The organism is Bacillus sp. A1 (assembly GCF_042296235.1).
Lineage (GTDB): Bacteria > Bacillota > Bacilli > Bacillales > Bacillaceae > Bacillus > Bacillus velezensis.
Genome location: NZ_CP141181.1, coordinates 2145134 through 2167890, shown reverse-complemented (window position 1 = coordinate 2167890; position 22757 = coordinate 2145134). Strand labels below are relative to the sequence as shown.

The 22757-nt window shown below is 39.0% G+C and carries 24 protein-coding genes and 6 pseudogenes; 21 read left to right on the top strand and 9 right to left on the bottom strand.

The genetic code is table 11. From position 1 onward, the window contains the following. Positions 1–73: 73 nt before the first annotated feature. Together U2H13_RS10475 and U2H13_RS10470 are read left to right on the top strand one after the other, a co-directional pair. The gene (locus U2H13_RS10475; protein WP_223204381.1) at positions 74–367 is read left to right on the top strand and encodes a hypothetical protein; all 294 of its coding nucleotides are present in this window, start codon (positions 74–76) and stop codon (positions 365–367) included. Between the two features lie 705 nt (positions 368–1072). Further along, positions 1073–1297, top strand: a complete 225-nt coding sequence (locus U2H13_RS10470; protein ID WP_021493955.1) for a hypothetical protein — start codon at positions 1073–1075, stop codon at positions 1295–1297. A 10-nt stretch (positions 1298–1307) separates the two neighbouring features. On the opposite strand, the pseudogene U2H13_RS10465 reads toward U2H13_RS10470, so the two are convergent. Then, positions 1308–1489: pseudogene (locus tag U2H13_RS10465) on the bottom strand (hypothetical protein). A 69-nt stretch (positions 1490–1558) separates the two neighbouring features. Here U2H13_RS10465 and U2H13_RS10460 point away from each other — a divergent pair. The 7 genes and pseudogenes from U2H13_RS10460 to U2H13_RS10430 all read left to right on the top strand — a co-directional run bounded on the left by U2H13_RS10460 (position 1559) and on the right by U2H13_RS10430 (position 8395). Next, on the top strand, positions 1559–1810 hold the full coding sequence (locus U2H13_RS10460; RefSeq protein ID WP_021493954.1) for a hypothetical protein: 252 nt from the start codon (positions 1559–1561) through the stop codon (positions 1808–1810). A 394-nt stretch (positions 1811–2204) separates the two neighbouring features. Continuing rightward, entirely contained in the window at positions 2205–2984 is a 780-nt protein-coding gene (locus U2H13_RS10455) for a DUF4236 domain-containing protein (protein WP_080130238.1), read from the top strand. A 49-nt stretch (positions 2985–3033) separates the two neighbouring features. Next, positions 3034–3846 carry a helix-turn-helix domain-containing protein gene (locus U2H13_RS10450; protein ID WP_109567020.1) on the top strand — a complete coding sequence of 271 codons (813 nt, stop codon included), beginning with the start codon at positions 3034–3036 and terminating at the stop codon, positions 3844–3846. 158 nt (positions 3847–4004) lie between these two features. After that, positions 4005–4206 (top strand): annotated as a pseudogene (locus U2H13_RS10445) (DUF1093 domain-containing protein); the annotation flags it as partial. Positions 4207–5367: 1161 nt separating this feature from the next. Then, positions 5368–7194, top strand: a pseudogene (locus tag U2H13_RS10440) (T7SS effector LXG polymorphic toxin). 2 nt (positions 7195–7196) lie between these two features. Beyond that, positions 7197–7655 (top strand): SMI1/KNR4 family protein, encoded by a 459-nt coding sequence (locus U2H13_RS10435; RefSeq protein WP_094295962.1) that lies wholly within the window; start codon positions 7197–7199, stop codon positions 7653–7655. 380 nt (positions 7656–8035) lie between these two features. Further along, a complete protein-coding gene (locus U2H13_RS10430) occupies positions 8036–8395 on the top strand; it encodes a hypothetical protein (RefSeq protein ID WP_021493945.1) in 360 nt (119 codons plus the stop codon). 58 nt (positions 8396–8453) lie between these two features. Here the strand turns inward: U2H13_RS10430 and U2H13_RS10425 are convergent. Then, a pseudogene (locus U2H13_RS10425) lies at positions 8454–9457 on the bottom strand (hypothetical protein). A 380-nt stretch (positions 9458–9837) separates the two neighbouring features. Between U2H13_RS10425 and U2H13_RS10420 the strand changes: the two are divergent. Continuing rightward, positions 9838–9931: pseudogene (locus tag U2H13_RS10420) on the top strand (DNA polymerase); the annotation flags it as partial. Between the two features lie 42 nt (positions 9932–9973). On the opposite strand, the gene U2H13_RS10415 reads toward U2H13_RS10420, so the two are convergent. Together U2H13_RS10415 and U2H13_RS10410 are read right to left on the bottom strand one after the other, a co-directional pair. Further along, positions 9974–10096 (bottom strand): PhrK family phosphatase-inhibitory pheromone, encoded by a 123-nt coding sequence (locus U2H13_RS10415; RefSeq protein WP_109567019.1) that lies wholly within the window; start codon positions 10094–10096, stop codon positions 9974–9976. Continuing rightward, on the bottom strand, positions 10093–11208 hold the full coding sequence (locus U2H13_RS10410; protein WP_121984487.1) for a Rap family tetratricopeptide repeat protein: 1116 nt from the start codon (positions 11206–11208) through the stop codon (positions 10093–10095). Before U2H13_RS10410 ends, U2H13_RS10415 begins: the two co-directional genes overlap by 4 nt. A gap of 367 nt (positions 11209–11575) precedes the next feature. Between U2H13_RS10410 and U2H13_RS10405 the strand changes: the two genes are divergently transcribed. Further along, a complete protein-coding gene (locus U2H13_RS10405; protein WP_021493940.1) occupies positions 11576–12028 on the top strand; it encodes a hypothetical protein in 453 nt (150 codons plus the stop codon). A gap of 246 nt (positions 12029–12274) precedes the next feature. Here the strand turns inward: U2H13_RS10405 and U2H13_RS10400 are convergent, their stop codons facing one another. After that, entirely contained in the window at positions 12275–12649 is a 375-nt protein-coding gene (locus U2H13_RS10400) for a YoqO family protein (RefSeq protein ID WP_021493939.1), read from the bottom strand. Between the two features lie 89 nt (positions 12650–12738). Continuing rightward, positions 12739–12942 (bottom strand): hypothetical protein, encoded by a 204-nt coding sequence (locus tag U2H13_RS10395; RefSeq protein WP_076983201.1) that lies wholly within the window; start codon positions 12940–12942, stop codon positions 12739–12741. Positions 12943–13458: 516 nt separating this feature from the next. On the opposite strand from U2H13_RS10395, the gene U2H13_RS10390 reads away from it, so the two are divergent. From U2H13_RS10390 to sprB, 3 genes and pseudogenes are all read left to right on the top strand, one after another. Beyond that, positions 13459–13794 carry a DUF3221 domain-containing protein gene (locus U2H13_RS10390; protein WP_228842244.1) on the top strand — a complete coding sequence of 112 codons (336 nt, stop codon included), beginning with the start codon at positions 13459–13461 and terminating at the stop codon, positions 13792–13794. Between the two features lie 186 nt (positions 13795–13980). Then, positions 13981–14153: pseudogene (locus U2H13_RS10385) on the top strand (hypothetical protein); the annotation flags it as partial. Between the two features lie 2 nt (positions 14154–14155). Continuing rightward, positions 14156–14332 (top strand): recombination directionality factor SprB, encoded by a 177-nt coding sequence (sprB, locus tag U2H13_RS10380; protein ID WP_022553207.1) that lies wholly within the window; start codon positions 14156–14158, stop codon positions 14330–14332. A gap of 33 nt (positions 14333–14365) precedes the next feature. Here the strand turns inward: sprB and U2H13_RS10375 are convergent, their stop codons facing one another. Next, positions 14366–14791, bottom strand: coding sequence for an SDR family NAD(P)-dependent oxidoreductase (locus tag U2H13_RS10375; protein WP_003153663.1), 426 nt, complete (start codon positions 14789–14791; stop codon positions 14366–14368). Positions 14792–15106: 315 nt separating this feature from the next. Here U2H13_RS10375 and phyC point away from each other — a divergent pair, with 315 nt between their 5' ends. Continuing rightward, positions 15107–16258, top strand: a complete 1152-nt coding sequence (phyC, locus tag U2H13_RS10370) for a 3-phytase (RefSeq protein ID WP_014418150.1) — start codon at positions 15107–15109, stop codon at positions 16256–16258. A gap of 51 nt (positions 16259–16309) precedes the next feature. On the opposite strand, the gene U2H13_RS10365 is transcribed toward phyC, so the two are convergent. Together U2H13_RS10365 and U2H13_RS10360 are read right to left on the bottom strand one after the other, a co-directional pair. Beyond that, positions 16310–17266, bottom strand: coding sequence for a DUF3880 domain-containing protein (locus U2H13_RS10365; RefSeq protein WP_179156066.1), 957 nt, complete (start codon positions 17264–17266; stop codon positions 16310–16312). 6 nt (positions 17267–17272) lie between these two features. Further along, positions 17273–17704, bottom strand: a complete 432-nt coding sequence (locus tag U2H13_RS10360; RefSeq protein WP_014418148.1) for a hypothetical protein — start codon at positions 17702–17704, stop codon at positions 17273–17275. A 210-nt stretch (positions 17705–17914) separates the two neighbouring features. Here U2H13_RS10360 and cgeC point away from each other — a divergent pair, with 210 nt between their 5' ends. The 6 genes from cgeC (at position 17915) to U2H13_RS10330 (ending at position 22755) form a co-directional block, all read left to right on the top strand. Further along, positions 17915–18214 (top strand): spore maturation protein CgeC, encoded by a 300-nt coding sequence (cgeC, locus tag U2H13_RS10355; RefSeq protein ID WP_007407929.1) that lies wholly within the window; start codon positions 17915–17917, stop codon positions 18212–18214. A gap of 64 nt (positions 18215–18278) precedes the next feature. Beyond that, on the top strand, positions 18279–19550 hold the full coding sequence (locus U2H13_RS10350) for a glycosyltransferase family 2 protein (protein WP_376700451.1): 1272 nt from the start codon (positions 18279–18281) through the stop codon (positions 19548–19550). Positions 19551–19588: 38 nt separating this feature from the next. Further along, complete coding sequence (locus tag U2H13_RS10345; protein WP_017417993.1) at positions 19589–20368, top strand: GNAT family N-acetyltransferase; 780 nt, start codon at positions 19589–19591, stop codon at positions 20366–20368. A gap of 78 nt (positions 20369–20446) precedes the next feature. Next, positions 20447–20593: a YjcZ family sporulation protein gene (locus tag U2H13_RS10340; RefSeq protein WP_014418145.1), complete on the top strand. Its 147-nt coding sequence runs from the start codon at positions 20447–20449 to the stop codon at positions 20591–20593. Between the two features lie 137 nt (positions 20594–20730). Further along, the gene (locus U2H13_RS10335; protein WP_029974271.1) at positions 20731–21177 is read left to right on the top strand and encodes a GyrI-like domain-containing protein; all 447 of its coding nucleotides are present in this window, start codon (positions 20731–20733) and stop codon (positions 21175–21177) included. Between the two features lie 246 nt (positions 21178–21423). Then, positions 21424–22755, top strand: a complete 1332-nt coding sequence (locus U2H13_RS10330) for an aspartate aminotransferase family protein (protein WP_376700450.1) — start codon at positions 21424–21426, stop codon at positions 22753–22755. The last annotated feature ends 2 nt before the right edge of the window (positions 22756–22757 follow it).

Here is a 22757-nt window from a genome sequence, read left to right as displayed (position 1 = left end):
ACAACAAAAGTAAATACTTACAAATTTTCTAGGTCTACATAAAATCATTTTTTTAACGACTACGAGGGATAAGATGAACAATAAAGCGCTTATTAAAAAAAATATTGTTGAAAGTATATTTTTTGCTTTTGATGAATCTGGGACAAGAATGGGAGACGCATGCGTTTACACCTCTTATCTAACAAAGGATTTATTAAAAGACAAATATAATATTAATGCAAAATTAAAAGCAGGATCAGTTAGAATTCCATCATTACAAGTTCATTACAAGTGGAATCCTCCATTTGAATTCCATATGTGGGCATTTCTATACGGCGAGATAATAGACATCGCAGCCTCTAAGATAACAGAAAGAGAAAAATTTTAAAAAATTAAAAAATCTAAAAAACTTTCAAACTTTAAACAAATTCCGGTTATTTGGCAAGCGTATCCCAGCGATGGAAAAACCTATACTGCTGTAAAGAACGGTGTAGAATTAATAGAGTCTCCAGTTAATGAAACGGCATATAAAGAGTTATACCGATATGCAAGTGAGTTTATTGATCAACGACATAGTTAATGGAGATAAATTATGACCTGGGACTTGCTTTATTGTTTTTTCAAGCACTATAACAATTAACTCAGCTTTTTTGTATAGCGATGTATGCGGTGTTTTTCCATTATTGTTTTCCCTCTAGAATAGCTTTTGCATATGTGTCCACGAAAAGAAAAACATGGATCGAGTAGTGTATTTTATTTAAATCATGAATTTGATAATGTTCACGGTAAGTATTAAGACAGATGTTCCAAAGAAGATATATCCATAGCTCTTTTGCTTCTTTGAAAGTAATTCCAACCCGACTATGATAAAAAGAACTGCAACTAATACCTGAAGAGAAAATAACAGGATTCCACTTTGATTAAACAGGGAATACACGGCTAGTAGTAATGCCATAAATGAAATGAAAATTTTTGAAGCCTTTAACATGAAAACACATCCTTAGGTAATTTGATTAACCTTAACACCTTACGGACTTTTTTTGGAGAGGCGTATGTATCAAGAACAAAGAAGTATTTTTGGAGGGGAGTGTACATGATTAAGGTTTACACAATAGGTCATGAGATACCAGAAAAGATTAAGTCCTACATCACTGAATGGAATTATTGGTCTTGGATTTCTGCATCAAATAGTGAAAAGGGCAATAAAAGTGCAAAGCGGCTTATTGAAAAGATTGAATCGGATCCAGACAAAATTGCGGAATATAAAACTGAAGACGGAATTGAAGTATATGTAAGCTACATGAATCCAGTGAAATAAAAAAGAGCATTTAGATACTCTTCTTCATACCACACCTACGACACTCGTGTAAAAATACACCACTCTTCACTGAACTCTTGAATAAAGTATAATCACAGTTGTCACAGCGTCTTATTTAACATCGGGATACTCCTTATAATCATACACAACTGTTACATCGTAGCCATTAGTCTCAAAATCTTTCTCTTTCATTTATTTCACCTACACAAAGTATTTAACACTACTATAATACCAGACGATGTATATAAGGAGGGCTTTAATTTGATTGGAATAGCATATTTCTTAATACTCTGGCTTGGTGTTGGCTTTCTAACGGGATTTAAGGCCTTATTTGTTGATCAGGTTTATGATGAAGAGTTTAAGCAGGAACTGATTGATTCATTTCCACCAGGTATGGAGCAAAATATGATTGAACTGTTCTTTAAGAATAAAATAAATATCATGGTGTTTTACATATTGATTGGATTGCTGCCACTGGCCATAAAAATTGCTGGTCTTTTGAAGAGGAGTTAGCTATGCCGGTTATAGATAACTTTTTTGTTATTCAATTTGAAAATGATGATTACTTCAAGTCATTTAAATTAGAAGGCAGTGGTTATATAGTATCTAAGGGGATCATGTCGCTTCTAAGTTTACTACAATGTCAGAAGCTTTAGTGATATCAAACGAGCTACATACAGAGATTAAAGCCACTTCCGCCATAAGACAAATTGAAGTTATTACTAGGTGAGGAGTGTCCCGGTGTAATGGGCCGCAATCCTGAAAGACCTTTATCAGCAGCGATTTGAGTATGTTGAATGGAAGAGACTTTAACCAGATATAAGGAGATGACAGATGGAAAAAATATTAAAATGATGATAGAGTAAGGCATAGGAAAAATTAACTAACCAAAAGTGAGGGGTATACAATGGGGTTTAAATTTAGAAAAAGTGTTAAAATTGCTCCAGGAGTTAAACTGAACATTAACTCAAAAAGTGTCGGCATCAGTGCCGGTGTTAAAGGGGCACGTATATCAACAAACACTAAAGGTAGAACCACAACCACTGTAGGAATTCCAGGTACGGGTATTTCTTATAGTAATACCGTGAATTCTAAAAGGTCTAAAAATAAAACAATATCTTCAGATCAGGCAAGAGTTCAAGCTACTTCATTCCAAAACCCTATTCAGGAAGTCTATAGTTCCTTGAGTAAAAAATATAAAAAACCATCTAAAGATCTTCAAAAAATATTTAGTCATGCAGCCAATCGAATAAATCAAGATCAAATAGTGACTTTCGTTAGAGGGAATCTAAATGGTTTCATGGGAAATGCCGGCGTTCTTTTTGCAATGCCAGATAGGTTATTGCATTATGGTGATAAATATGCAAAGTACGAGATTGTGGAATTTGATTATAATCTGATTGATCATGTAAAAGTTAAAAGTGGGCTAACGGGTTATAAACTAATCTTTGATTATGCCGGGAAAGAAATTTCAGTTTCAACAATTGATGAAGGAAGCATTGACGAAATTTTCGCATATATCCAAGAAAAGATAGCAGAGCAATCAAATCAAAATATGAATGATGTGTCTTTTTCAAGCTCGAATGTCCCTGAACAAATTAGACAATTTGCTGAGCTTAGGGATCAAGGAATAATAACCGAAGAAGAGTTCGCGAAGAAAAAAGAGCAACTGCTTGATATTAACTAATGAATTTTTAAGTGAACTTAGACTTTAAAGTAAAGTAGGTATATATTCAATGGATGAAATAAAGCAAATAGGCTACCAAGATTTTTTTGATGTAATAAAAAACGAAAAATTTGATGTGGGTTCATTTAAAGAGTTTGTCAATTCCTTATACGGGGAGACAAATTTTCTTGATTATAAGGAGAAGATAATTGAAGAATTTAAATTAGCAAAGCTTCTCCTTGCAATGGCGAATTCAGGTGGAGGAATGATTGTTTTTGGTATTGAAGATAAAGAATATAAGCCAGTTGGGCTACAATTAGATGACAACTTTGATAAAACAGTTTTTGAGAAGAAATTGAGGAATTATGTACCTGATGAGCTTAAGTTTTTTTCTCAACTTTTAAAATACTCCGACGAAGATGTTTACGGTGATTTGAAAGGAAAAGCTTTTTTGGTTGTATACATTCCAAAGCAATTGAGATACATTCCATTCTTAGCAAAGAAAGAAACAACAGGAATCAAAGTAAACAGAATTTATGTAAGAAGAAACACGTCTGTTGAAGAGGCAAACAGCCATGAAATAGAGGAAATGGTCAAAAAACGAGTTCATAGTACGTATCACGATCTTTCATCGTTAACTTTGAATGAGCATATAGAACAATTGAGATGTTTATATGGGAATATTAATAAATATAACAACAAAAGTTATGCTTTTACATCTCTCGCACAAACATTTGCAGCACAGCTTTACACTAATAGAAAAAATCCACATTATCCGGCTGAATCTTTTGATAAGTTTATAGCAACAATGATTGATAAAAAGAAAAGAAGAATTGAAGGTATTTTGGAAGTAGCAGAGCAATTAAATATTTGGAGAAATTAGTACAAAAAATTGAGGGGACAAGAGAGTGCCGTAGTCTTGTCTCCTTAAAATACGAATTTAATTAGAGGGATCTGAATTTTTCTTAGGGGAGAAGACTTATGGATTTACTTAATTTACATTATATCTACAATTATAGGAGCTGCTGGGTTCATAAGTTTAGCAACTACGTTTACAATTTAGAAGGGTATAACGAGAAAGGATAGAAAAAGATGGTCTCTTTCTTTGTTGAAAAGCCTTATCAAGAAGGGGATATTGTACGTGTGCCGAGGAGCCATGACGGATATACTGGAGAACCTGAAGCTATTAAATCCGATAAAACTGCCAGAAAAGATCAAAGACCGATTTAATCTAGAGAAATAACAACGACCTGTATTAAAGGAATGATGAAATTGAACAAAGAGAATATCAATCGGAACTTTATTCCGATCAGGTCAAAGGTCGGAACACTCTTCCGAATCTAGTGCGCTGCTGTCCACTCTATATATTGTATATAGTGTATCTCCTTAGAGCAAACGAACAAATTGCCTTTTGGATCAAAACAGACATTTCCTTTTGCTGGGTGAAGAATCGTTCAGTCTACAAAAATGCAGAGTGAGACCAAGGTGAGCGATACCTAAATTTTCGAAATCGCGTTTTTCGAACTAACTCAATTTGATTTTAGTCAATGAAACGGTTCTTTTGCATACCCTCAGGTGAAGGTATGTTGATTTGTAACACTACTTTAATTATGTCGGCAATGATGGAGTCTTGTTTTGTTACTCCATAACTAATTGTTCAGCGGGTCTTTTCGTGTACCATGGAGTCACACAAACATTTTAAACTACTTAGAAACAACAAATATCAATCAGAAAACTAAATCCCATGAAGTTTGATATGACAAGGGTTTGGGCAATTATTTAGGATTGTTAAAGATTAGTCAGAATACGTGTCTCGTCCTTAACAGGGTAGAGGTCTCTGGTTCGAGCCCAGTCGGAATCATCCATGGCGATTAGAGGCGTTATATCAACGTTTCTAGCCGTTTTTTATTGCGTTGACTTAGTCGATGACTTAGGCGTATTAAGGCACAGGGTAGCGGTGGGCCGTTACCGTGTTTGAACGTTTCTTATTCTATTAAACTGGAATAGGAGGCGTTCTTTTTTTATGGATGATGTTCGGAAGGGGAAACCGATTAAACGAATATGCAGGCGTAAACTTCGTGATTTCGGTGAATTAGACATAAAAGATAAATTACTGAATAAGTCCTTCGCTCTCCAAGGTGTTATACATTACTCGCAGTGTTTTTAAGGCGTATTTATCGTGCTATCTGATAGACCTCGCTTCTTTTCCTCATCCGATATATAAACGTTCCCCTTAAATTGCACCCAATCATCGCGCATATAGTTTTTTTGTAGTGCCGTAATCTCGATCAATAGCCGTAGGAGTCGGACTATGGGTTGAGTAAAAATAACTATAGGAATAGCATTAACTCTCCTATACTATGGTAAAATTTAGAGTGTTGAGCGTCGGAAAAAGGAGAATGATATGAAGGTGTTTGAAGCGAAGTCATTACTTTCTGAAGTGGATAAAAGAACCAAAGAGTACAAGGAACTAAGAACGCAATTTATCACTCTCAGGAAAGCCTATCAGTGAATGGCTGACTTAGACGATAGTGAGTTTTCAGGCAAAGGCGCTGATAACATTAAAGCTTTTTTCAAGGACCACGCCGGCGTCACAGACAGCTGGCTTGACCTGATCGATATGAAAATCGCATTTCTCACAAGCCTTCCCGGCAAGGTCGAAGACGCCGGACTTTCCGGTTCGCATGTGGAGGAATCTTTTCTGGAGCATGAACTCACCCACGCCCTCAGTAAATCAAAGGCAATTATGGAAGGGCAAAAAAAGGACATGGGGTCCATCCTCAGAGAGATCGAAGACATCATCTCGCTTGATCTGTTTTCAACCGAAAGCATAGATCAGAAGCTTTCTTCAGCTGACAAAAAAAGAAGTGAAACCATACATAAGCTCGGGAAGCTTGATCACGATCTAACGAAAGAATACACAGAAACCGAAGCGAACGAACAGTTCATCCAAGCCGACTTTCAGCAGCTTCAAAATGCCACAGGCAAAGGAAAAAACGCCACTCCGCTTCACTATAACGCCACTCCGCTTCACTATAACGCCAAGGCATACAGGGAAAGTGACATACATCAGAAAAAAGGCGAGATTGCAAGACATTCGGATGATTATTTGACGATTAAAAAGGAAGAAGCGAAGGAGCGGGAAATCAAGGATCTGAAGAAAAAGCTGGCCGCTGGTGTCACCGATCCGGATGAATATTTGGAAATTGCGAAGAAGATCGGCTATGAAAACCTTGAATCTTCCCAGCGGCAGTATGTGACGCAGCTTGAACAAGCAAAACAGATGGAAGAAGCCGGAGAAGTGACTTGGGATATTTTAAAAGGAGCCGGCGTTGGTTTATATGATGTCGGGAAAGACACGGTAACCGGTCTATGGGACTTCATAACCGATCCGGGGGAAACGCTGTCAGCACTGGGGAATGCAGTACTTCATCCTGTTAAAACATATGATGCTGTTAAAGCGGCAATTGAAGAGTCGTATCAAAAGGATATGGTGAACGGAGATGCTTACTCCAGATCAAGATGGGTGACATATGCGGTCGGTTCAGTGGCTGTGGCTGTCGTCGGAACGAAAGGCGCAGGAGCCGTTAACAAAGCTGATGCGGCGGGGAAGGTCATAAACAAGGCAGGACAGGCAGGGAAGAAAATTAAAGACGTTAAACTTCCAGATCTGCTTCCTTATAACTCTAAGTATGATCTTGCTCTGGCCGATAACGTACCATACAATGTGGTTGACAGCCAAAACCTTAAAAATGAACTATTAACTAATGCGAAGAAATTAGATGAGAGCAGAAAGCCATTTACAGGTAAGGAATTAACTCTCCCTTGGCTAAATAAAGAGAAGTATGGCGCCTTTGAAGTTAAAGGGAAGGTAAAAGCTTCGGGTAAAACTAAAGATGTAAGTCGAAGAGTGTACACGTTGAAAGATATTGATATAAACAAAGTTGATGCTGAAAGCGGAAAAACAAATTTACAACTTATGAAAAAAGGTGACGCTCCTTTTGCTAATGATGGCACAAAAATCAACTTACATCATTTAATTCAAGAAGAGCCAGGAACGATGGTGGAAATTCCAGCTTCTGTTCATCAAAATAATAAAAAAGTTCTTCATGGATTGAAAAAAGGTGGGGAAAGTTTTAGAAATGACAGGGAGTTGCGGAATCAGTATAAAAGCTTCCAACGAAGATATTGGAAATGGAGAGCGAGCCAATTTGAGAAAGGAGAAATGTAACAATGACTTATCATGAAATTGAAGAATTTATTAAAGAAAACGCTGAAGATGATGATTTTACAGGCGGAATAAGTGAAGAAAAAATCAAAGAGATACAAAATCGTTTAAATGTAAAACTTCCCGAGAGTTATAAGTGGTTTTTAAATAAATATGGCTCCGGTGGAATTTACGGGGTAAATATACTTGGCCATGGGAAAGTTTCTGCAAGGGTTGTTACAGTTACTGAGGAATATAGAACTCATTATAATTTAAGTGACGGTATTGTCGTTATAGAAGATGTAGATGAATTCTCTTATTGCCTCGATACAAACAAAATGGAAAACGATGAATGTCCAGTAATAGTTTGGGCAAATGAAGCCGGTTATGGTGACAAGGTTGCAGATAACTTTCTGCAATTTTTCTTGGAAGAGCTTGAAGAAGCAAAAGAAAATTGGGAAGAGGACGAAGATTGGGACGATTAAGTAGAAGTATTGCAAAGTTAAGCTCTCTTTTTGAGAGCTTTTTTTGTATGAAATAATGAAATAAGATACTGTTGGTTGAAAAGAAACTGTTTTTCCATCTATTATATTTGGTGGAATTTAAGTTGAATATCTCGCTGGAATTACCGATAAATAACATGTGAAATAATACCAAACGGAAGGAGTTTGTTATACAAAGGTGAAGCGAACATATACAAATATGACCCTATACTTGGACAAAACAAAGTTGTGATAGGATGGGACAAATACATTGAAATTCCAATGAACGAACTTGCTTCAAATGAGATTCAAGTTGAAGGGCTTGGGAAAAACATGAAAATCATTTACAGCAACGTTGTAAAATTCGAGAGAGGGTGAATGCTATGGAAGGTCTAAATAACTCTTACAATATCACGAAAGATCCGAAATTTTTAGCGTTTTGCAGTTTAGCGACAGAAGGTGCAGGAATTAGTTCGAATCAGCAATGTTCAATTGGTTTTAATGAATTCAAAGAAGCGCTGGAGAATGGCAAAGTAGTTGATAATAAAAACCTTAAAAGCAGTTCAGAGTTAAATCACCAGTTTGATTACTGGAAGTCCAGAATAACTGGGGGACGAGCTGTAACTGAAACTGATAATCAAGTGTTAGATATAATCAAACAAGCATACAATCTTGGAATGGTTACGAAAGATAATATGCTTTTGAGAAATCAAGCCATTAACGCGTATAAAACATCTATTTAATTTAAAATTAGCCCCTTATTCAGGAAGGGGCTTTTGCTTTGCAACTTATTCTTTATGTTTAATCTAAAACCATAAAGTCCTGCACTTTTGTTTCTTGTTCAGGCAAATCAAATTCATTAAGTTTCTTTTTAGTACGGATATCAAAAATCCCCATATAGCCACCAATGCCTTTTTTGTTTTCCTCTTGTGAAATCACATAAAGTTTTTGATCTTTAAACTTTGCATTCATATACGGAAATTGTAAATCGAATTTTTCAAAAGAAAAATCTTGATCGTACTCAAGTAAGCAGGCGTATCCGGATTTATTAATATATGTAACGTAAAATTTACCGCTTTTTTTGTCGTAATACACAGCGTCCGCTTGTTCGAGATCATCAGGATATTTTATGAATTTTGATTTCCATGATCCTTTTTCGATTACAGTTAGTTCATGTTCTGAGCTAGCCACAACATATTTTTCAGAGTGATCAAATACATCTCCATAGGAAGCTAATCCAATCGTTTTAATCTCTTCTGTTTTTCTATCAATGACGTACAAAGACATTCCTTGAATGACGTAAATATACTTATCATCGCTTTCTCCCATGGTTACGAGGGAGGGCAAAGTCAGGCTGTATTTTTTATTGAACTTTTTATCATTTACTTTCAGTTCATTTCCATTGGTGTCGACATTATAGGCTTTTACAGAAATATCTTCTCCTTGATACCAAAAAGCAAATGGATTGGATAATTTATGTTCTTTAATGGTGTTGTTTTTTAATGTGTAATAATATGGTTCATGTTCAGCTAACAAGACGATATCGTCTGAAGAGGGGGTTTTTTTCTGGATATATGGTATATCCGGTCGTTTATTGAATTTTTCTCCTTGTGATGTGGATATGAGTACGCTTTTTTGATGAGTGGATTTGAATAGATAAAAAAGATTTTATCCTCGGTTGGATTAATTTTAGAAGTACTTACAGAGTGTTCACCTTTATTTATAAAGAATGCATTGATCAACAATATAACTATTGCACCAACTAGAACTCCTGAAATCCCATATAAAACATAAGACTTTTTCATATAACGCTCCTTATCTTTTATATAAAATAAAAAGACACTTGCAGAATAAATCTGCAAGTAAAATGATTAGTAGCTAACAGTTTTTGATGAACGATCAATATCTGCAGGTGTGACAAGTGCGCCTTCATTACTGTCTAGGTCGGTTCCTTTTGTGTTTTTGTATGATTGCCACACAAGTTTAGAGCAATAGTATTTATTTGTGCTTTTTTGGTTGCAGCCACTGAATAAGGCTTACCTGTTTTACTACTAGCATATCTCTGAGCCTTTACCTTATCATAGATATCTGCGCCCTTAACATACTGTTTCTTTTTGCTTTTGAATCGCTTACCCCAGTTGTTCTGATAATTCCTTACCCCTTTTCCAGCCCATGCTTCCATAATTTTGTTATGGACGGGATAAGAAACAAATACGGATCTAAAGCGATCTTACGAGCTGTTTCTTATAGCAGGTTTGACGGGGGAACACAAATCATAAAATAAAAAGCCACTCATATGAGTGGGCTAAGTTAATTAATTTTTAACCTCCGACTGGCCTTTCAGCTACCTGGATGTTAGATGGTGAATCAGTACTCAATTGCGTTAAAGCTACTCCACTTAAAATTACAGTTAAAATAGATACGCAAAGCATAATTTTTTTCATAAGATTCCCTCCACCTGATTCATTTTCTGTTCAGCCCAAATTTTTTCATTGAAAAAGCTTGTTGCTTCTTCAAAAGCACCTATTGATTCAAACCTTTTTGCAGCTATGTAGGACAATTCATCTACACTTTCAAGGTCATTTTGTTGTTTTAAAAACTCAATGTAACGGATGCAATTATTGAAGTTGTTTTTTAATTCACCACAATATAGGTTGTATAGGATGCTAATTTTGGCTTCGTATACCTTATTCTCCATTAATATGAGTCTTTCCTGTGCTTTATTGTAAAAATTAATGGCTTTCATTTTTTCGTCAATTTTAAATAGCTCCTTAATCATCATGAATAAAGAATTTATATAATAATTTGAATTCATCCAAGATTCATTTCCAATAGCTTTTTCGAGAGATTTAATGCACTTATCAGGTTTGTCCCAATCAGAATACACGATACTAAGGTTGTGATATAACTGAGCTTCCAAATATTCATCCTTTGTTTCTTGTGCAATGTCTATTGCTTCTAAATAATATGTTTCTGACTCTTCAAACCGTTTCATATCGGAATAGTTTGCAGCCGCAATCATTGTTGAAGTTGCCAGTTTGCATTTATAGTCAGGGTGTCGCTTATATATTGCAATTGCATTCTTGATATAGTGTTGTGCCACAATGCTTTGTTTAACAAGAGTGTATAAGTAGGAGACCTTGGAGTAGAATTCAGCTGCTTCAATTTCATCCGGAATTTCTGCAAGCTTTTTCTCAGCTAATCCATATAAGTTAATTGCTCGATCATAATTTTTGTTGTATGCCTCGTACATTGCTTCAAATAAATAAAAGTTATATTCCAATTTATCGTTCGTTCTTTTTATGAAATTTTCATTCTCTTCAGTGAAATAAGTGTGCTTTTGTAATGGCTCTCCGCGTGAAGAATGTAGCAACATTTTGTGTCTTTCTTCTAATAAACTGTAATATGCAAGAACTTCTTGATCTTCTTCCATGTCATCGAACAGGCTTTTTATCTCTGAGTAATATTTTATTGACTCATTTACCTTTTGTTTCTTTATAGCAATGTACCAATCATTCAGTGTAGTAGCGACAACTTCTGAAGCGATCTTGCTCATCCAAACCCCTCTTTCTGAAAATTTCCAAAATCCCTTGAAAATAATCATAACATGTCATTGAAAAAAATGTAAAAGGATGTAGAGTTTTTGTGGTTTCTAATTTGAAAAAACGGAAAAAATACACTCCTCGTTAGAGAAGGGTACGTGATCAGTTTGCTGTTGCTTTCAGAGAAGCAAGCCACTCATCTAATGTTCCGGAGAAACCTTGTTGAACAGCTAATTCATATGCTGATTTTCCATCTTTACCGGCAGCACCAGTAGCTCCAGTAATGCCTTTTTCACTTTTTAATGAAGATAACCATTCAAAAGTGATGAATATTCAAGGCGGGAGTAAGGGAAATTAACAAAAAAATGTGAGGGAATGTAGATGAAACGATTTACCTTGGTTATACCTTTATTGGCTGCTGTTATCGCCTCTCCAACTCAAATGAAAGCAAGTCCAATGCCTTGTACTGCAGTACTCGAACCGGTGAATCAAAAACTGAAAAATGCGAAGGGCGCGGCACTAATCTATAAAGTGCAGTTATACCCGCCAAGTGCTGCAAGAACGAATATGAGTATTCTTGCTGTCCACCTTCCTCAACCATCTTATTATGGAAGCTACGACGGTTATGAAGGATTTGCCGCCAAAACAGGGGAAATCAGTTGGCGATTTAAACTATATCCGACTCCCGAGGAAGAGAGCCCTAATTGGGCTGGAAGGATTGATTCCATATCAGCTGAAATGACAAATGTTAAAGTGCAAGTACGCCTTTCAAATTCTAAGACACAAAAGTTGGGGCCGAGTGTATTAACAAACAATATTCAATCTTGCTATTAGAAATGTAGAGCTCTTATCAAAGAGAGCGATGCGACTGGATCTTTTGAAAAAATTCTGGTGAAAAATGAAAAAGATTCCATAAAGGTGGAGTGCAAGAGGCAACGGTATGAATGATGAGGAATTAAGAATCGTTCTGAAATCAATTCATCATTGACAGAACAGAGCCGGTAAAAGTCGATATTGCGTTTGATTTTGTACAAGAAAGACGGCATAAAAAGAAATGGTTAGCTAAAAAAAGGCAAAGAGTCAACGCTCTTTACCATCAGGTGTTTTCCTTAAGCGGTCTGCAATATGCTTAATTAAACTCAGTGCAGCAGTCACTAATCCAATAACTAAAACAATTTCAAGTAAGAGGATAAATCCAAAATTTAAACCGCGACTTTCAAAGTAATCACCAGTAAAAGAGAGCAATTGATAAATACCAAGCATTAGCACAATAAAGGAAGCGCCTATAATCGCCAGAGACTTTTTAGAGAACTCCTTAGTATGGTTAAAATTATAAACCAATAAGAACAAAAATAGACAAGCCATGGCGATCTTATGAGTCAATGAATCACTTGCTGAAAACCCTTGCACAAGTAAGGAGATAATTAATCCGGTCATTCCGATTATTTTGTTCAATATATCCACCTGCTTTGTATAAGTATGACTTAGATGTCAGCTTACCAATTAAAGGTGGTATTCTCAACATAATGCAGTTTAAAGTTAACTTAAAATCGTAATTTAAATTTTAAAAAATTGAGGCCAAGGAAAAGAGCAGCATGAAAAGAAAGAATCTTGATATGGCAAGCACTAGCAATTAGTTTTGAAGATTTGCTCTTTTTTTCAAATGTGTATATTAGTGCAAATCCTAAAAAGAATATTGTGACAAACCAAGAAGAATAGGACGGGTACAATGCAATATGTAAGACAATAAGAGTGGATAACGCAAAAGAAGAGTTTAGTTCTGATCGTTTTTCAAATAAACCGCCTCCTTACACATATTCTCCCCATATAAAAACACTTAAACATTATATTAAGTCAGCATATGATTAAATGATAAACATTTTAAGTAAAGAACAAGATAAAGTAATCCGGCATTTCAAGGACAAGCTGAACATGTCTGAAAAACTGTACAAATCCTTAGTACATTTAAACTGCTTATAGATAAGCAAAATGATTAAGCGGAAAGGCTGTATAGACTTATAGGACCTTATATAAACATTAGATCGCTTAAAGAAGGTGATGTGGTTGATCAGCCAATTGAATATTTCATGATGCAATTGTGCGGTTCTATAATGGTGAAGACCTCGCCGTGTTCCATTTGTCTAGGGGGAATATTTTAAATTCATAAACATGAGGCGTTTTAGTCTGTCATTTCCTAAAACAGTGTTTTATTCTTGTTACAAATATGCAAGAAGGGCGGTTTGAACTTGTATAGAGTGTTTATAATGCTGTTAGTTTTGTTATGTATAACATTAGGGTGTCAAAACCAACATAACAAACATTTTATGGAGGCTGAGCAAACCATGGTCGGCTATGTCATTTTAAAAGGAGAGAATCAAGCAATTCTCATACCTAATGAAAAAGCTGATGTTAAAGACTATGAAAATCTTAGTGAAAAAGAGATTATTGAAAAGTATAGATCGGATATAGTTTTACTGGGACTTAGTGAACTTAACAATAAAGATGACTTGAGCAAAGGACAAAAAATTCGTATTTGGTATAAAAAATTAAATGAATCTTCACCTCCAAAAACAAACATCTCAAAGTTTGAAAGTATTTAGTACATATTCTTGCATTCCTAGGAATGCCGCTGCAAAACTGAAGCGGCATATTGAACAGAAATTAATGTCTTCAAACCTCACCTCATTCGCGGTGGCTTAATCCTGCGCCAAGATTTATTTGGCGATTGTTGACTCAGGTGCAGAGAAGGCACATGTCAAGAATTCATTTTTGAATTACTGGGCACCTTGAATAAAACCAGCATTCCCGTATTCATATGCGAAGAGATCGGTACTGAACGCTGGATAAAGAAAAAAGTTAACGATACATTGAACAAGCTTGTGAGGCTTTGATATAGAAAGAACAGTCAAGAGACGAACCATTACATACATATAATACTCCTGTGAAAGCGGGGGTGTAGTTTTGGAACCTTACCAACGTTATGAGGAATTAAAGAAGAAAACAATAAAGGTTGTCTATAAAGATAATTACAGTATCCGCTATATAGATCAGGATGAAGCGAGTAATGACTTAGATGAATTTTATAAACAATTTGCTCAGCATTTATTGGAGGCTGCTTTGGAAAGGAGTGCAGAGTAAGCTTCTTTTTTTGATTTGTTTGTAGTAAGTATCTTAATAAACGGCTTTATCGGTACTGATATTAATCACATGCGTCACCTCTTGCAGCAAAGCGGCTTCTGCGACATTTTGTCCGCCGATAAGGTTGGTTTGAATGGCTTCAAAGGGATTATCCTCACATGTCGGAACCTGCTTCAGCGCAGCTGTGTGAAAGACAATATCAACACCTTTCATCACTTGGTTGACTCTTCTGTAGTCACGAACATCGCCGAGCACAAACGACAGTCTTTGTTCATCCGCGTATTTTTGTTTCATCACATATTGTTTGCTGTCATCTTTACTGAACACAATGACTTCTTTAGGGGTTAAGAGCAAAAGGCGTTTTACAATTTGGCTTCCGATTGACCCTGTCCCGCCGGTGACGAGAACAGTTTTATCGTGAAAAAACGGTTGTAGCTCTACTGCTTGCTGTTTAGGCATGGCTTATCCTCCAACTCTCGTTTCTCTACCATGCATCATATGTTGAACAATTTCAGCGAGTTAATGAAAGAAACCAATAAATCAAAAATTAGAGAAAAACATTAATCTGATGCGCTTTCATATCGCTTTATCCGATTAATAGAATAGAAATACAAATAAAACATTGTACTAAATATTCATTTTAAATATTTGCTCATGTCAATTTTTTCTCTCCATAAATTCTCACATGCGGACAATCTTCACAAAAACTTAACACTGAACTTCCTGTATGTATTTTACAATTAAAGTGAACGTTCATTAAAAGGAGGAAGGAAAATGAATCATTCAAAAACACTTTTGTTAACCGCGGCAGCCGGATTGATGCTCACATGCGGTGCGGTTTCTTCCCAGGCCAAGCATAAGCTGTCTGATCCTTATCACTTTACCGTGAATGCGGCGGCGGAAACGGAGCCGGTTGATACAGCCGGTGATGCAGCTGATGATCCTGCGATTTGGCTGGACCCCAAGAATCCTCAGAACAGCAAATTGATCACAACCAATAAAAAATCAGGCTTAGTCGTGTACAGCCTAGAGGGAAAGACGCTTCATTCCTATCATACCGGGAAGCTGAACAATGTTGATATCCGCTATGATTTTCCGTTGAACGGAAAAAAAGTCGATATTGCGGCGGCATCCAATCGGTCTGAAGGAAAGAATACCATTGAGATTTACGCCATTGACGGGAAAAACGGCACATTACAAAGCATTACAGATCCAGACCGCCCGATTGCATCAGCAATTGATGAAGTATACGGTTTCAGCTTGTACCACAGTCAAAAAACAGGAAAATATTACGCGATGGTGACAGGGAAAGAAGGCGAATTTGAACAATACGAATTAAATGCGGATAAAAATGGATACATATCCGGCAAAAAGGTAAGGGCGTTTAAAATGAATTCTCAGACAGAAGGGATGGCAGCAGACGATGAATACGGCAGTCTTTATATCGCAGAAGAAGATGAGGCCATCTGGAAGTTCAGCGCTGAGCCGGACGGCGGCAGTAACGGAACGGTTATCGATCGTGCCGACGGCAGGCATTTAACCCCTGATATTGAAGGACTGACGATTTACTACGCTGCTGACGGGAAAGGTTATCTGCTTGCATCAAGCCAGGGTAACAGCAGCTACGCGATTTATGAAAGACAGGGACAGAACAAATATGTTGCGGACTTTCAGATAACAGACGGGCCTGAAACAGACGGCACAAGCGATACAGACGGAATTGACGTTCTGGGTTTCGGGCTGGGGCCTGAATATCCGTTCGGCCTTTTTGTCGCACAGGATGGAGAAAATATAGATCACGGCCAAAAAGTGAATCAAAATTTTAAAATGGTGCCTTGGGAAAGAATCGCTGATAAAATCGGCTTTCACCCGCAGGTCAATAAACAGGTTGACCCGAGAAAACTGACTGACAGAAGCGGAAAATAAACATGAAAAAAGCAGCTTATCAAAGCTGCTTTTTTTGATGTGAAGAGCGTTTCATGAGAAAGTCCTGGAACGGATAGCCGCAAGCACAGCCGGCAGCCGGTCATACGTGTACGCCGGTACTGTCTCTTGGTAATTAAGCGCCGCGATTTGTTTACGTTCACCCGGGTTTGTCATATAAAAATGGATCTTATCCGCAAAATCCGCAAGCCCGCTGTAAGAAACAAAGGATGAAAACGGGGGCGCGGGAGAAAGGTCTGTCAGCTGAAAGGCCTGACAAGCCGCAATGTCTAAGCTTCTCGTATTTAAACTGATATTTTCGATGCCGCGTCCGTTCTGATTGAGCGCAAACCGATAAGAACGGTGAGGGTTTAAGACCACGTCTGCGCTGTTGTAATATAATGCGGCATGTTCGGGTGCAATCCATTCATCCATTACGAGCACATTTTGCTGCCTGGCGATTTTTTTAGGCAGATGTCTGCGCCATCCCTTCCCGATAATACGAAGCGTATACGGAAGCTTCGCCGCTGCTTTCACCAGTTCAACGCGGTTCGGGTAAGGGTATCCGATCAGAAGCAGATTTGTGTGAAGAGAGGCTTCAGCAGGTTGTTTCTTAAAAAGCCGCTGATTAACGGGGATCGGGACATAATATACGTGCTGTAAGCCCATTTGCCGGTAAGCATCAAGCGCGTTTTGTTCTATCGTCAAAACGGCATCGGCGAAAGGGGCGATTGTCATGCTCACATCGAAATAAAAAGGATCCTCCGTCATCCATAGATAAACGGGAATCTGTTCTGTCTTCAGCCATTGAAGCCATTCAGACGGAATACGGTCTCCCGTCATCATCAGACTGATGTCTGGTTTGAATGCCCGTATACTGCGGATGGTATCTTCCTCAAACTCAGAAACAGAAAAAAAGCGGACGGAAGACTGTAAAAAGCCTTCCTCGATCCAGCGGTCAAAATACGTGTATATGCCTTTATATCCTGAACGGATATATAAAACGTTCATATGCTGTTACGAAGTGAACGTGACACTTTCAACTTTGTCGACGTCAAGCAATGTTGTAGCAGAGCCTGCCGGTGTAACGGAATTTTCCTGCGTAACAAAAACGATTCCGTGAATTTCGTCAAAGGCAACAAATTGAACCGGGCCGATCATGTCTCCTGAATCCATCACAATGCTGATGACAGTGCCGGGCTGAATTCTTGCAAAAATCCATCTCGCCGCTAATGAAATACCGCTTCCCAATACAGATTGTGCGCTGAGACTGTCTTTCGCCGCTGCTTCATCTACTTTTGCATCAATTGCCGATTCCAATAAATCTTTTACTTTGTTTTCCACATTATCTCCTCCATCTGTGCCGCCAGATAAAGCGCTGTTGTCAAATACAGGGGCTAAAAGAGTTTTCAATAACTCCTTTTTAAGCTCCAAACGATCCTCGCTCATGCGAACATACACCTCCTTTAACAATTTCAACCTCACGTTTATTCATATTCCTGATTGAAGAGATTGGTATAAGTCGAATGCCGTTTTGCTTGTGTTTTTTTCAATATTTAATCAAACAGCTGAATTTTCGAATCAGGCTTTGTTTGCCTATGCGGATTGTAAGAGTATGACATACGTTGTATAGATTAAAAAATGAAGGAGAGGAATACTTTGGATTCAGAAGAAACTGTAAAACACGGGGGTTTTGAGGAGGAATTTCAGCTCGTACTGCTTCTTCTTCTTTTGTTATCCCGTCAGCCGTCCGGAGATCATTCAGATTTGCGGCGTCAGCTTGTAATGGCAAAAGAGCTTGGGGTTCCTGTATCACGCGTCAATCTGATTAACGGCAGCACACTGCAAAACGTAATTGTCAAAGAAGTGCTGTCAGATTTGGCCGTTTTTCAAAATCCGCTCAATAATACGAGATCAAACGTCGCGATTTCAAGCATCGTCAGCTGGGGTGCTTTTTAATAACGGATATCAGGCTCTGTCTCTTTCGGAGCCGTTTTTTACGTTTTACAGAAGGGGTGATGGGATGGAAAAGAAGATCTCAATTATCTTAACGAGTTACAACAAACCGGATCTTGTGAAACAGGCGATTGAAAGTGTTTTGCATCAGACCTACAGCAATTGGGAGCTGTTTGTGATGGATGATCATTCAAATGAAGAAACTTCGGCTGCCATCAGTACGTATATAAAAGATCCTCGCATATATTATGACAACAGTTTTATCAATCCTGCCGAACGGCTGAAGTCGACCCGGTATGCCGTTTTGATTAATGATGCGCTTTCACGGGCTAAAGGCGAATACATCACTTATTTGACAGACGACACCGTATTTCATCCGGATAGGCTCAGCCGCATGGCGGAAGTTCTTAATCAATGCAGCGGGTTTGATGCCGTCTATTCCAGCCAGAAGGTGATACATGTAAACGGGCGCGGAACAGAACAATTCCACTTCTATCGTTTTGCTGAAGAGGTGCTTGATCAGGCCGCTTTTCTCGTTGATCACTGTTCGGTGATGCACCGGAGATCATTGCTTGAGCGTGTGAAAGAGAAGTTCGGCAGCTTTTGGGACGAAGATGTTATGCATTGGAATCACGGAGACTCTGTTTTTTGGAGCAGGCTCAACACATTTACATCATTTCTGCCGATAAAAGAAGTGTTGGATACGACCTATAAAACACCCCACTCATTTCAGAACACGTATCAATCGCTTCCGTCTGTCCTGATCGACGGGTCCTTTGTAAAGGGGACGGATCAGAAAGTATATCAGCTTGACCGAAATAAAAGGAAGCCTGTAAACGAGCGCTGGCATACGTTATATGAAGGGCGAACCGTCGTCATTCCGGATCCGTTTTTATTTCAATATGAGGAAGAGAACTCCGTCAGTATTCCGAATTTTCAGCTCGTCAGGGATCAGTTTCATGTTTATTTTATAGAAGACGGGGAGAAAAGGCTGGTTGATCATAGCGCATTTCGCTTTTACCGATTTAAACGGCATGACATCCCGGCTTTAGAACGGGACGAAATACAAGCGCTTCCGGACGGTCCGCCGATCAGCCGGGGGACATCGGGCTGTATTCAACATCTGCCCGGGAGAATGCTGTTTCGCATTGAACGGGAATTTTATGTTTATTTGAGAGGGGTTCTCCATCCGATCAGTCATGACGTAGCGAAACGCTTTTTTGCGAATCAGAAGGCGATACCCATTTCCTTTCAGAAAATTAAACAATTACCAATTGGAATGCCGTTCTATCCGGTGTACGATGAAATTATGAGAAATCTCAATATAACAAAAGGTTGAGAGATGCAGTTGGATGTGTAAGGAAAAGGAGAGCTTTTATGACCGATCAATTTGATAAAACCGAGAAGCAGTATATAGAGCTTACTTCCGGCATTCAGAGGTTCGAGCATTTCAGTGTATATACGGACCCTTTTTTGCCGCAGATTTTTTCGCATAACTTTATTCAGCTGCACCATACATTTCCGTTAGACAAACTCCTGCCGTTTTTTTCGTCCGTTCCGGGCATGCTTCAAGCCAATTATATTCATGTGAAAGCGGCTCCGGAGCACACGTTTCCGCTTCTTCTGAAACAAACTCTGGTAAAGCAGGGCTGCGTAGTGGAAGATGAGCTGTTTTTTGCAAGGAAACTGGAAAATGGGGACCTGCAGGCCGGACACCCGCTCACTGCTTGGGGAACGGAAAAAAGCCTCGCCGACGGGTCGTCTATTATGAACATCTATGATGCCCTTTACATTGGCGAGGCGGCGGCCGAACAAAAGCTTGAGCGGAAATATCCTTTGTATAAGGACGGAACGGTTATGCTTGTCGTGTGCTACAGCGATGCCTCACAAACGATTCCGATCGGCTGCGGAGAGCTTTTCATCAACAAAGCAGATAAAACCGCAAAAATAGAAGAAGTCGCAATTCTGGATCAATTCCAACGAAAAGGCTACGGATCGATATTGATGAATGAGCTGATGGCGGCGGCAAAGCTGAACGGCATGGAAACCGTATACCTTGTGACGTCCGGGATGGACGGTGTAAACCGCTTTTATGAAAAACTCGGCTTCAAAAGATTTCGGCGCGTGCATACAATTTTTCATTATTTTCTTACATAGTTGGGCATTCGCATAAACCAATTGGGAGTTGGCCCGCATACAATGCCGTATATCGTAAGAAGAAAGGATGATTTGCGTATGTACGGATACGGATATGGCTACGGCTGCGGCAGTTTTGGCTATGGTTACGGGCACGGCGGCTGCGGAGGCGGAACCAGCACTTTTGTGCTGATTGTGGTATTGTTTATTTTATTAATCATCGTCGGTGCGGCTTTTATTTGTTAGACTGAAAAAAATCCTATAATGAAAATCAGCCTGCAGAGAACATCACTTTCTGCAGGCTTTTTGTTATTTCCATGCTGAAAAATCAGCTTGAAAAACATTTTAATACATATTACCTTTCTGGAGAAGGGGGCGAAAATGTGGACATAACGATTGAAGAATTACCTGAATCAAGAATTGCTTATTTCCGAAACGTCGGAGAGTATGGCGGAAAGCAAAACAAAGAACTGATGGAGTCATTTAAAAACTGGGCGCAATTGAATGGTCTGCTTGATCATTATGTCATTTTAGGAATTCCGCAAGATCATCCGAATCGTACTCCTAAAGAGAAATGCCGCTATGATGTTTGTCTTGTTATCAATCAAGACCATGTGCCTGAACCAGCCCGGATCGGTACATTTTCCGGAGGGAAGTACGCTGTTTTCTTGCTTGATCATACAAAAGAGGCAGTCAGTGGATTTTGGAACACTGTTTTTTCTGAGATCGAAAAAAATAATTTATCAATCAGAGAACAGCCTATTATCGAAAGGTATACTTTACAAAAGGTGAATCATCATTTGTGTGAAATATTGATTCCCATACAGTAAAGAAGACGGGAATTTTCCGCTTTCTGCTTATACTGATTCAGATCAAAAATGATGTGATGATGAGCTGAGCAAAGAATAAAATCAACAATAGGAATAGAATTTCCAGAACGCTCTTCAGGCTGTCGGACATCTCCGGCAGCCTGTTTTACAGAAAGGTATTTTCTGCAAAAAACTTTCTGAAGGATAAGAATGCGGTTATTCATCTGTTCATACAATGAAGCAAATGGGTTTTCGAGGTGGAAAGATATGGGGAGCTATTTAATCAAACCGGAGCTTGACGGGAATTATCCGTCAGTCAGTCATGGAAAGGGATCATATGTGTATGATCAGGAGGGGAACAAGTATCTTGACGGAGCATCGGGGGCGGTCACTTGCAATATCGGCCACGGCACGGAGGATATTATACAAGCTTTAAAAGAGCAGCTTGACTCCGTTTCGTTTGTGTATCGCTCGCAATTCACCAGTACTCCGGCAGAAGAACTGGCTTTATTCCTGGCCGATCATCTGCCGGGCGGGCTGAATTGGTCATTTTTTGTAAACAGCGGCTCAGAGGCAGTCGAAACAGCGATGAAAATAGCCGTTCAATATTGGCAGGAAAAAGGGCAATACCAAAAATCCGTCTTTCTATCAAGATGGGGCAGTTATCACGGTATTACTTTGGGAGCGCTTTCATTATCAGGATTCTACGAACGGAGATACCGCTTCACCCAACTGCTTGAACGGTTTCCGGCCGTTTCAGCGCCTAATATGTATCGTTCTGAGCTGCAGGGAGAGGAATTTGTGAAGGCTGCGGCGGCTGAACTGGAAACGGCTGTTCAGCGGGTCGGTTCCTCATTTATCGCGGGATTTGTCGCAGAACCGATGGTCGGAGCAGCCGGGGCGGCCATCACTCCGCCGGCAGATTATTATGAAGCGCTTGAGGATGTCTGCCGCAGGCACGGTATTTTGTTTATCGCGGATGAAGTCATGACGGGGCTCGGGAGAACAGGGCGGATGCTTGCTTCTGAGCATTGGAGGATCGCACCTGATATCGCGGTGCTCGGAAAAGGGTTAGGCGCCGGTTACGCTCCGATAGCGGCAGCTGTTGCGTCTGATGACATCGTTGAAACGATCAAGCGGGGCTCCGGGGTCATTATGAGCGGACATACGTACAGTGCCAACCCATACTGTGCAAGAGCGGCGCTTGAAGTGCTTCGCTATGTTAAGAAACACGAGCTGCTTCGGCAGTCAGAGGAAAAAGGCGTAATGCTGAAACGGAAATTAGAAGAAATCAAAGAGCGCAGCGGGGTGATTGGGGATGTCCGCGGTAAAGGCCTCCTGATCGGGGTTGAATTCGTTAAGGATAAAACGACGAAGGACGTTTTTTCGAAAAAACAGGCCTTCACCGAAAAAATCATTAAAGCGGCAAAAAAACGGGGCCTGCTTATTTACCCTGCAAAGCCCGGTATTGACAGCGGGGAAGGAGACGCCGTCATCATCGCCCCGCCGTTCACGATTTCATATGCTGAGCTGGATGAGCTGTCAGATCTATTTTCCCAGGCCGCAGAAGAAGTTGAAAAAATGATGAAGAAGGATTGAGC

Bases quoted from the DNA above. Each gene is read 5' to 3' on its own strand.
- U2H13_RS10475 (WP_223204381.1), top strand. From the start codon at position 74: ATGAACAATAAAGCGCTTATTAAAAAAAATATTGTTGAAAGTATATTT.
- U2H13_RS10390 (WP_228842244.1), top strand. From the start codon at position 13,459: ATGCTGTTAGTTTTGTTATGTATAACATTAGGGTGTCAAAACCAACAT.
- phyC (WP_014418150.1), top strand. From the start codon at position 15,107: ATGAATCATTCAAAAACACTTTTGTTAACCGCGGCAGCCGGATTGATG.
- U2H13_RS10350 (WP_376700451.1), top strand. From the start codon at position 18,279: ATGGAAAAGAAGATCTCAATTATCTTAACGAGTTACAACAAACCGGAT.
- U2H13_RS10345 (WP_017417993.1), top strand. From the start codon at position 19,589: ATGACCGATCAATTTGATAAAACCGAGAAGCAGTATATAGAGCTTACT.
- U2H13_RS10435 (WP_094295962.1), top strand. From the start codon at position 7,197: ATGACTTATCATGAAATTGAAGAATTTATTAAAGAAAACGCTGAAGAT.
- U2H13_RS10340 (WP_014418145.1), top strand. From the start codon at position 20,447: ATGTACGGATACGGATATGGCTACGGCTGCGGCAGTTTTGGCTATGGT.
- U2H13_RS10410 (WP_121984487.1), bottom strand. From the start codon at position 11,208: ATGAGCAAGATCGCTTCAGAAGTTGTCGCTACTACACTGAATGATTGG.
- U2H13_RS10365 (WP_179156066.1), bottom strand. From the start codon at position 17,266: ATGAACGTTTTATATATCCGTTCAGGATATAAAGGCATATACACGTAT.
- U2H13_RS10330 (WP_376700450.1), top strand. From the start codon at position 21,424: ATGGGGAGCTATTTAATCAAACCGGAGCTTGACGGGAATTATCCGTCA.
- U2H13_RS10360 (WP_014418148.1), bottom strand. From the start codon at position 17,704: ATGAGCGAGGATCGTTTGGAGCTTAAAAAGGAGTTATTGAAAACTCTT.
- U2H13_RS10470 (WP_021493955.1), top strand. From the start codon at position 1,073: ATGATTAAGGTTTACACAATAGGTCATGAGATACCAGAAAAGATTAAG.
- U2H13_RS10455 (WP_080130238.1), top strand. From the start codon at position 2,205: ATGGGGTTTAAATTTAGAAAAAGTGTTAAAATTGCTCCAGGAGTTAAA.
- U2H13_RS10405 (WP_021493940.1), top strand. From the start codon at position 11,576: ATGAAACGATTTACCTTGGTTATACCTTTATTGGCTGCTGTTATCGCC.
- U2H13_RS10430 (WP_021493945.1), top strand. From the start codon at position 8,036: ATGGAAGGTCTAAATAACTCTTACAATATCACGAAAGATCCGAAATTT.
- U2H13_RS10375 (WP_003153663.1), bottom strand. From the start codon at position 14,791: ATGCCTAAACAGCAAGCAGTAGAGCTACAACCGTTTTTTCACGATAAA.
- U2H13_RS10450 (WP_109567020.1), top strand. From the start codon at position 3,034: ATGGATGAAATAAAGCAAATAGGCTACCAAGATTTTTTTGATGTAATA.
- U2H13_RS10415 (WP_109567019.1), bottom strand. From the start codon at position 10,096: ATGAAAAAAATTATGCTTTGCGTATCTATTTTAACTGTAATTTTAAGT.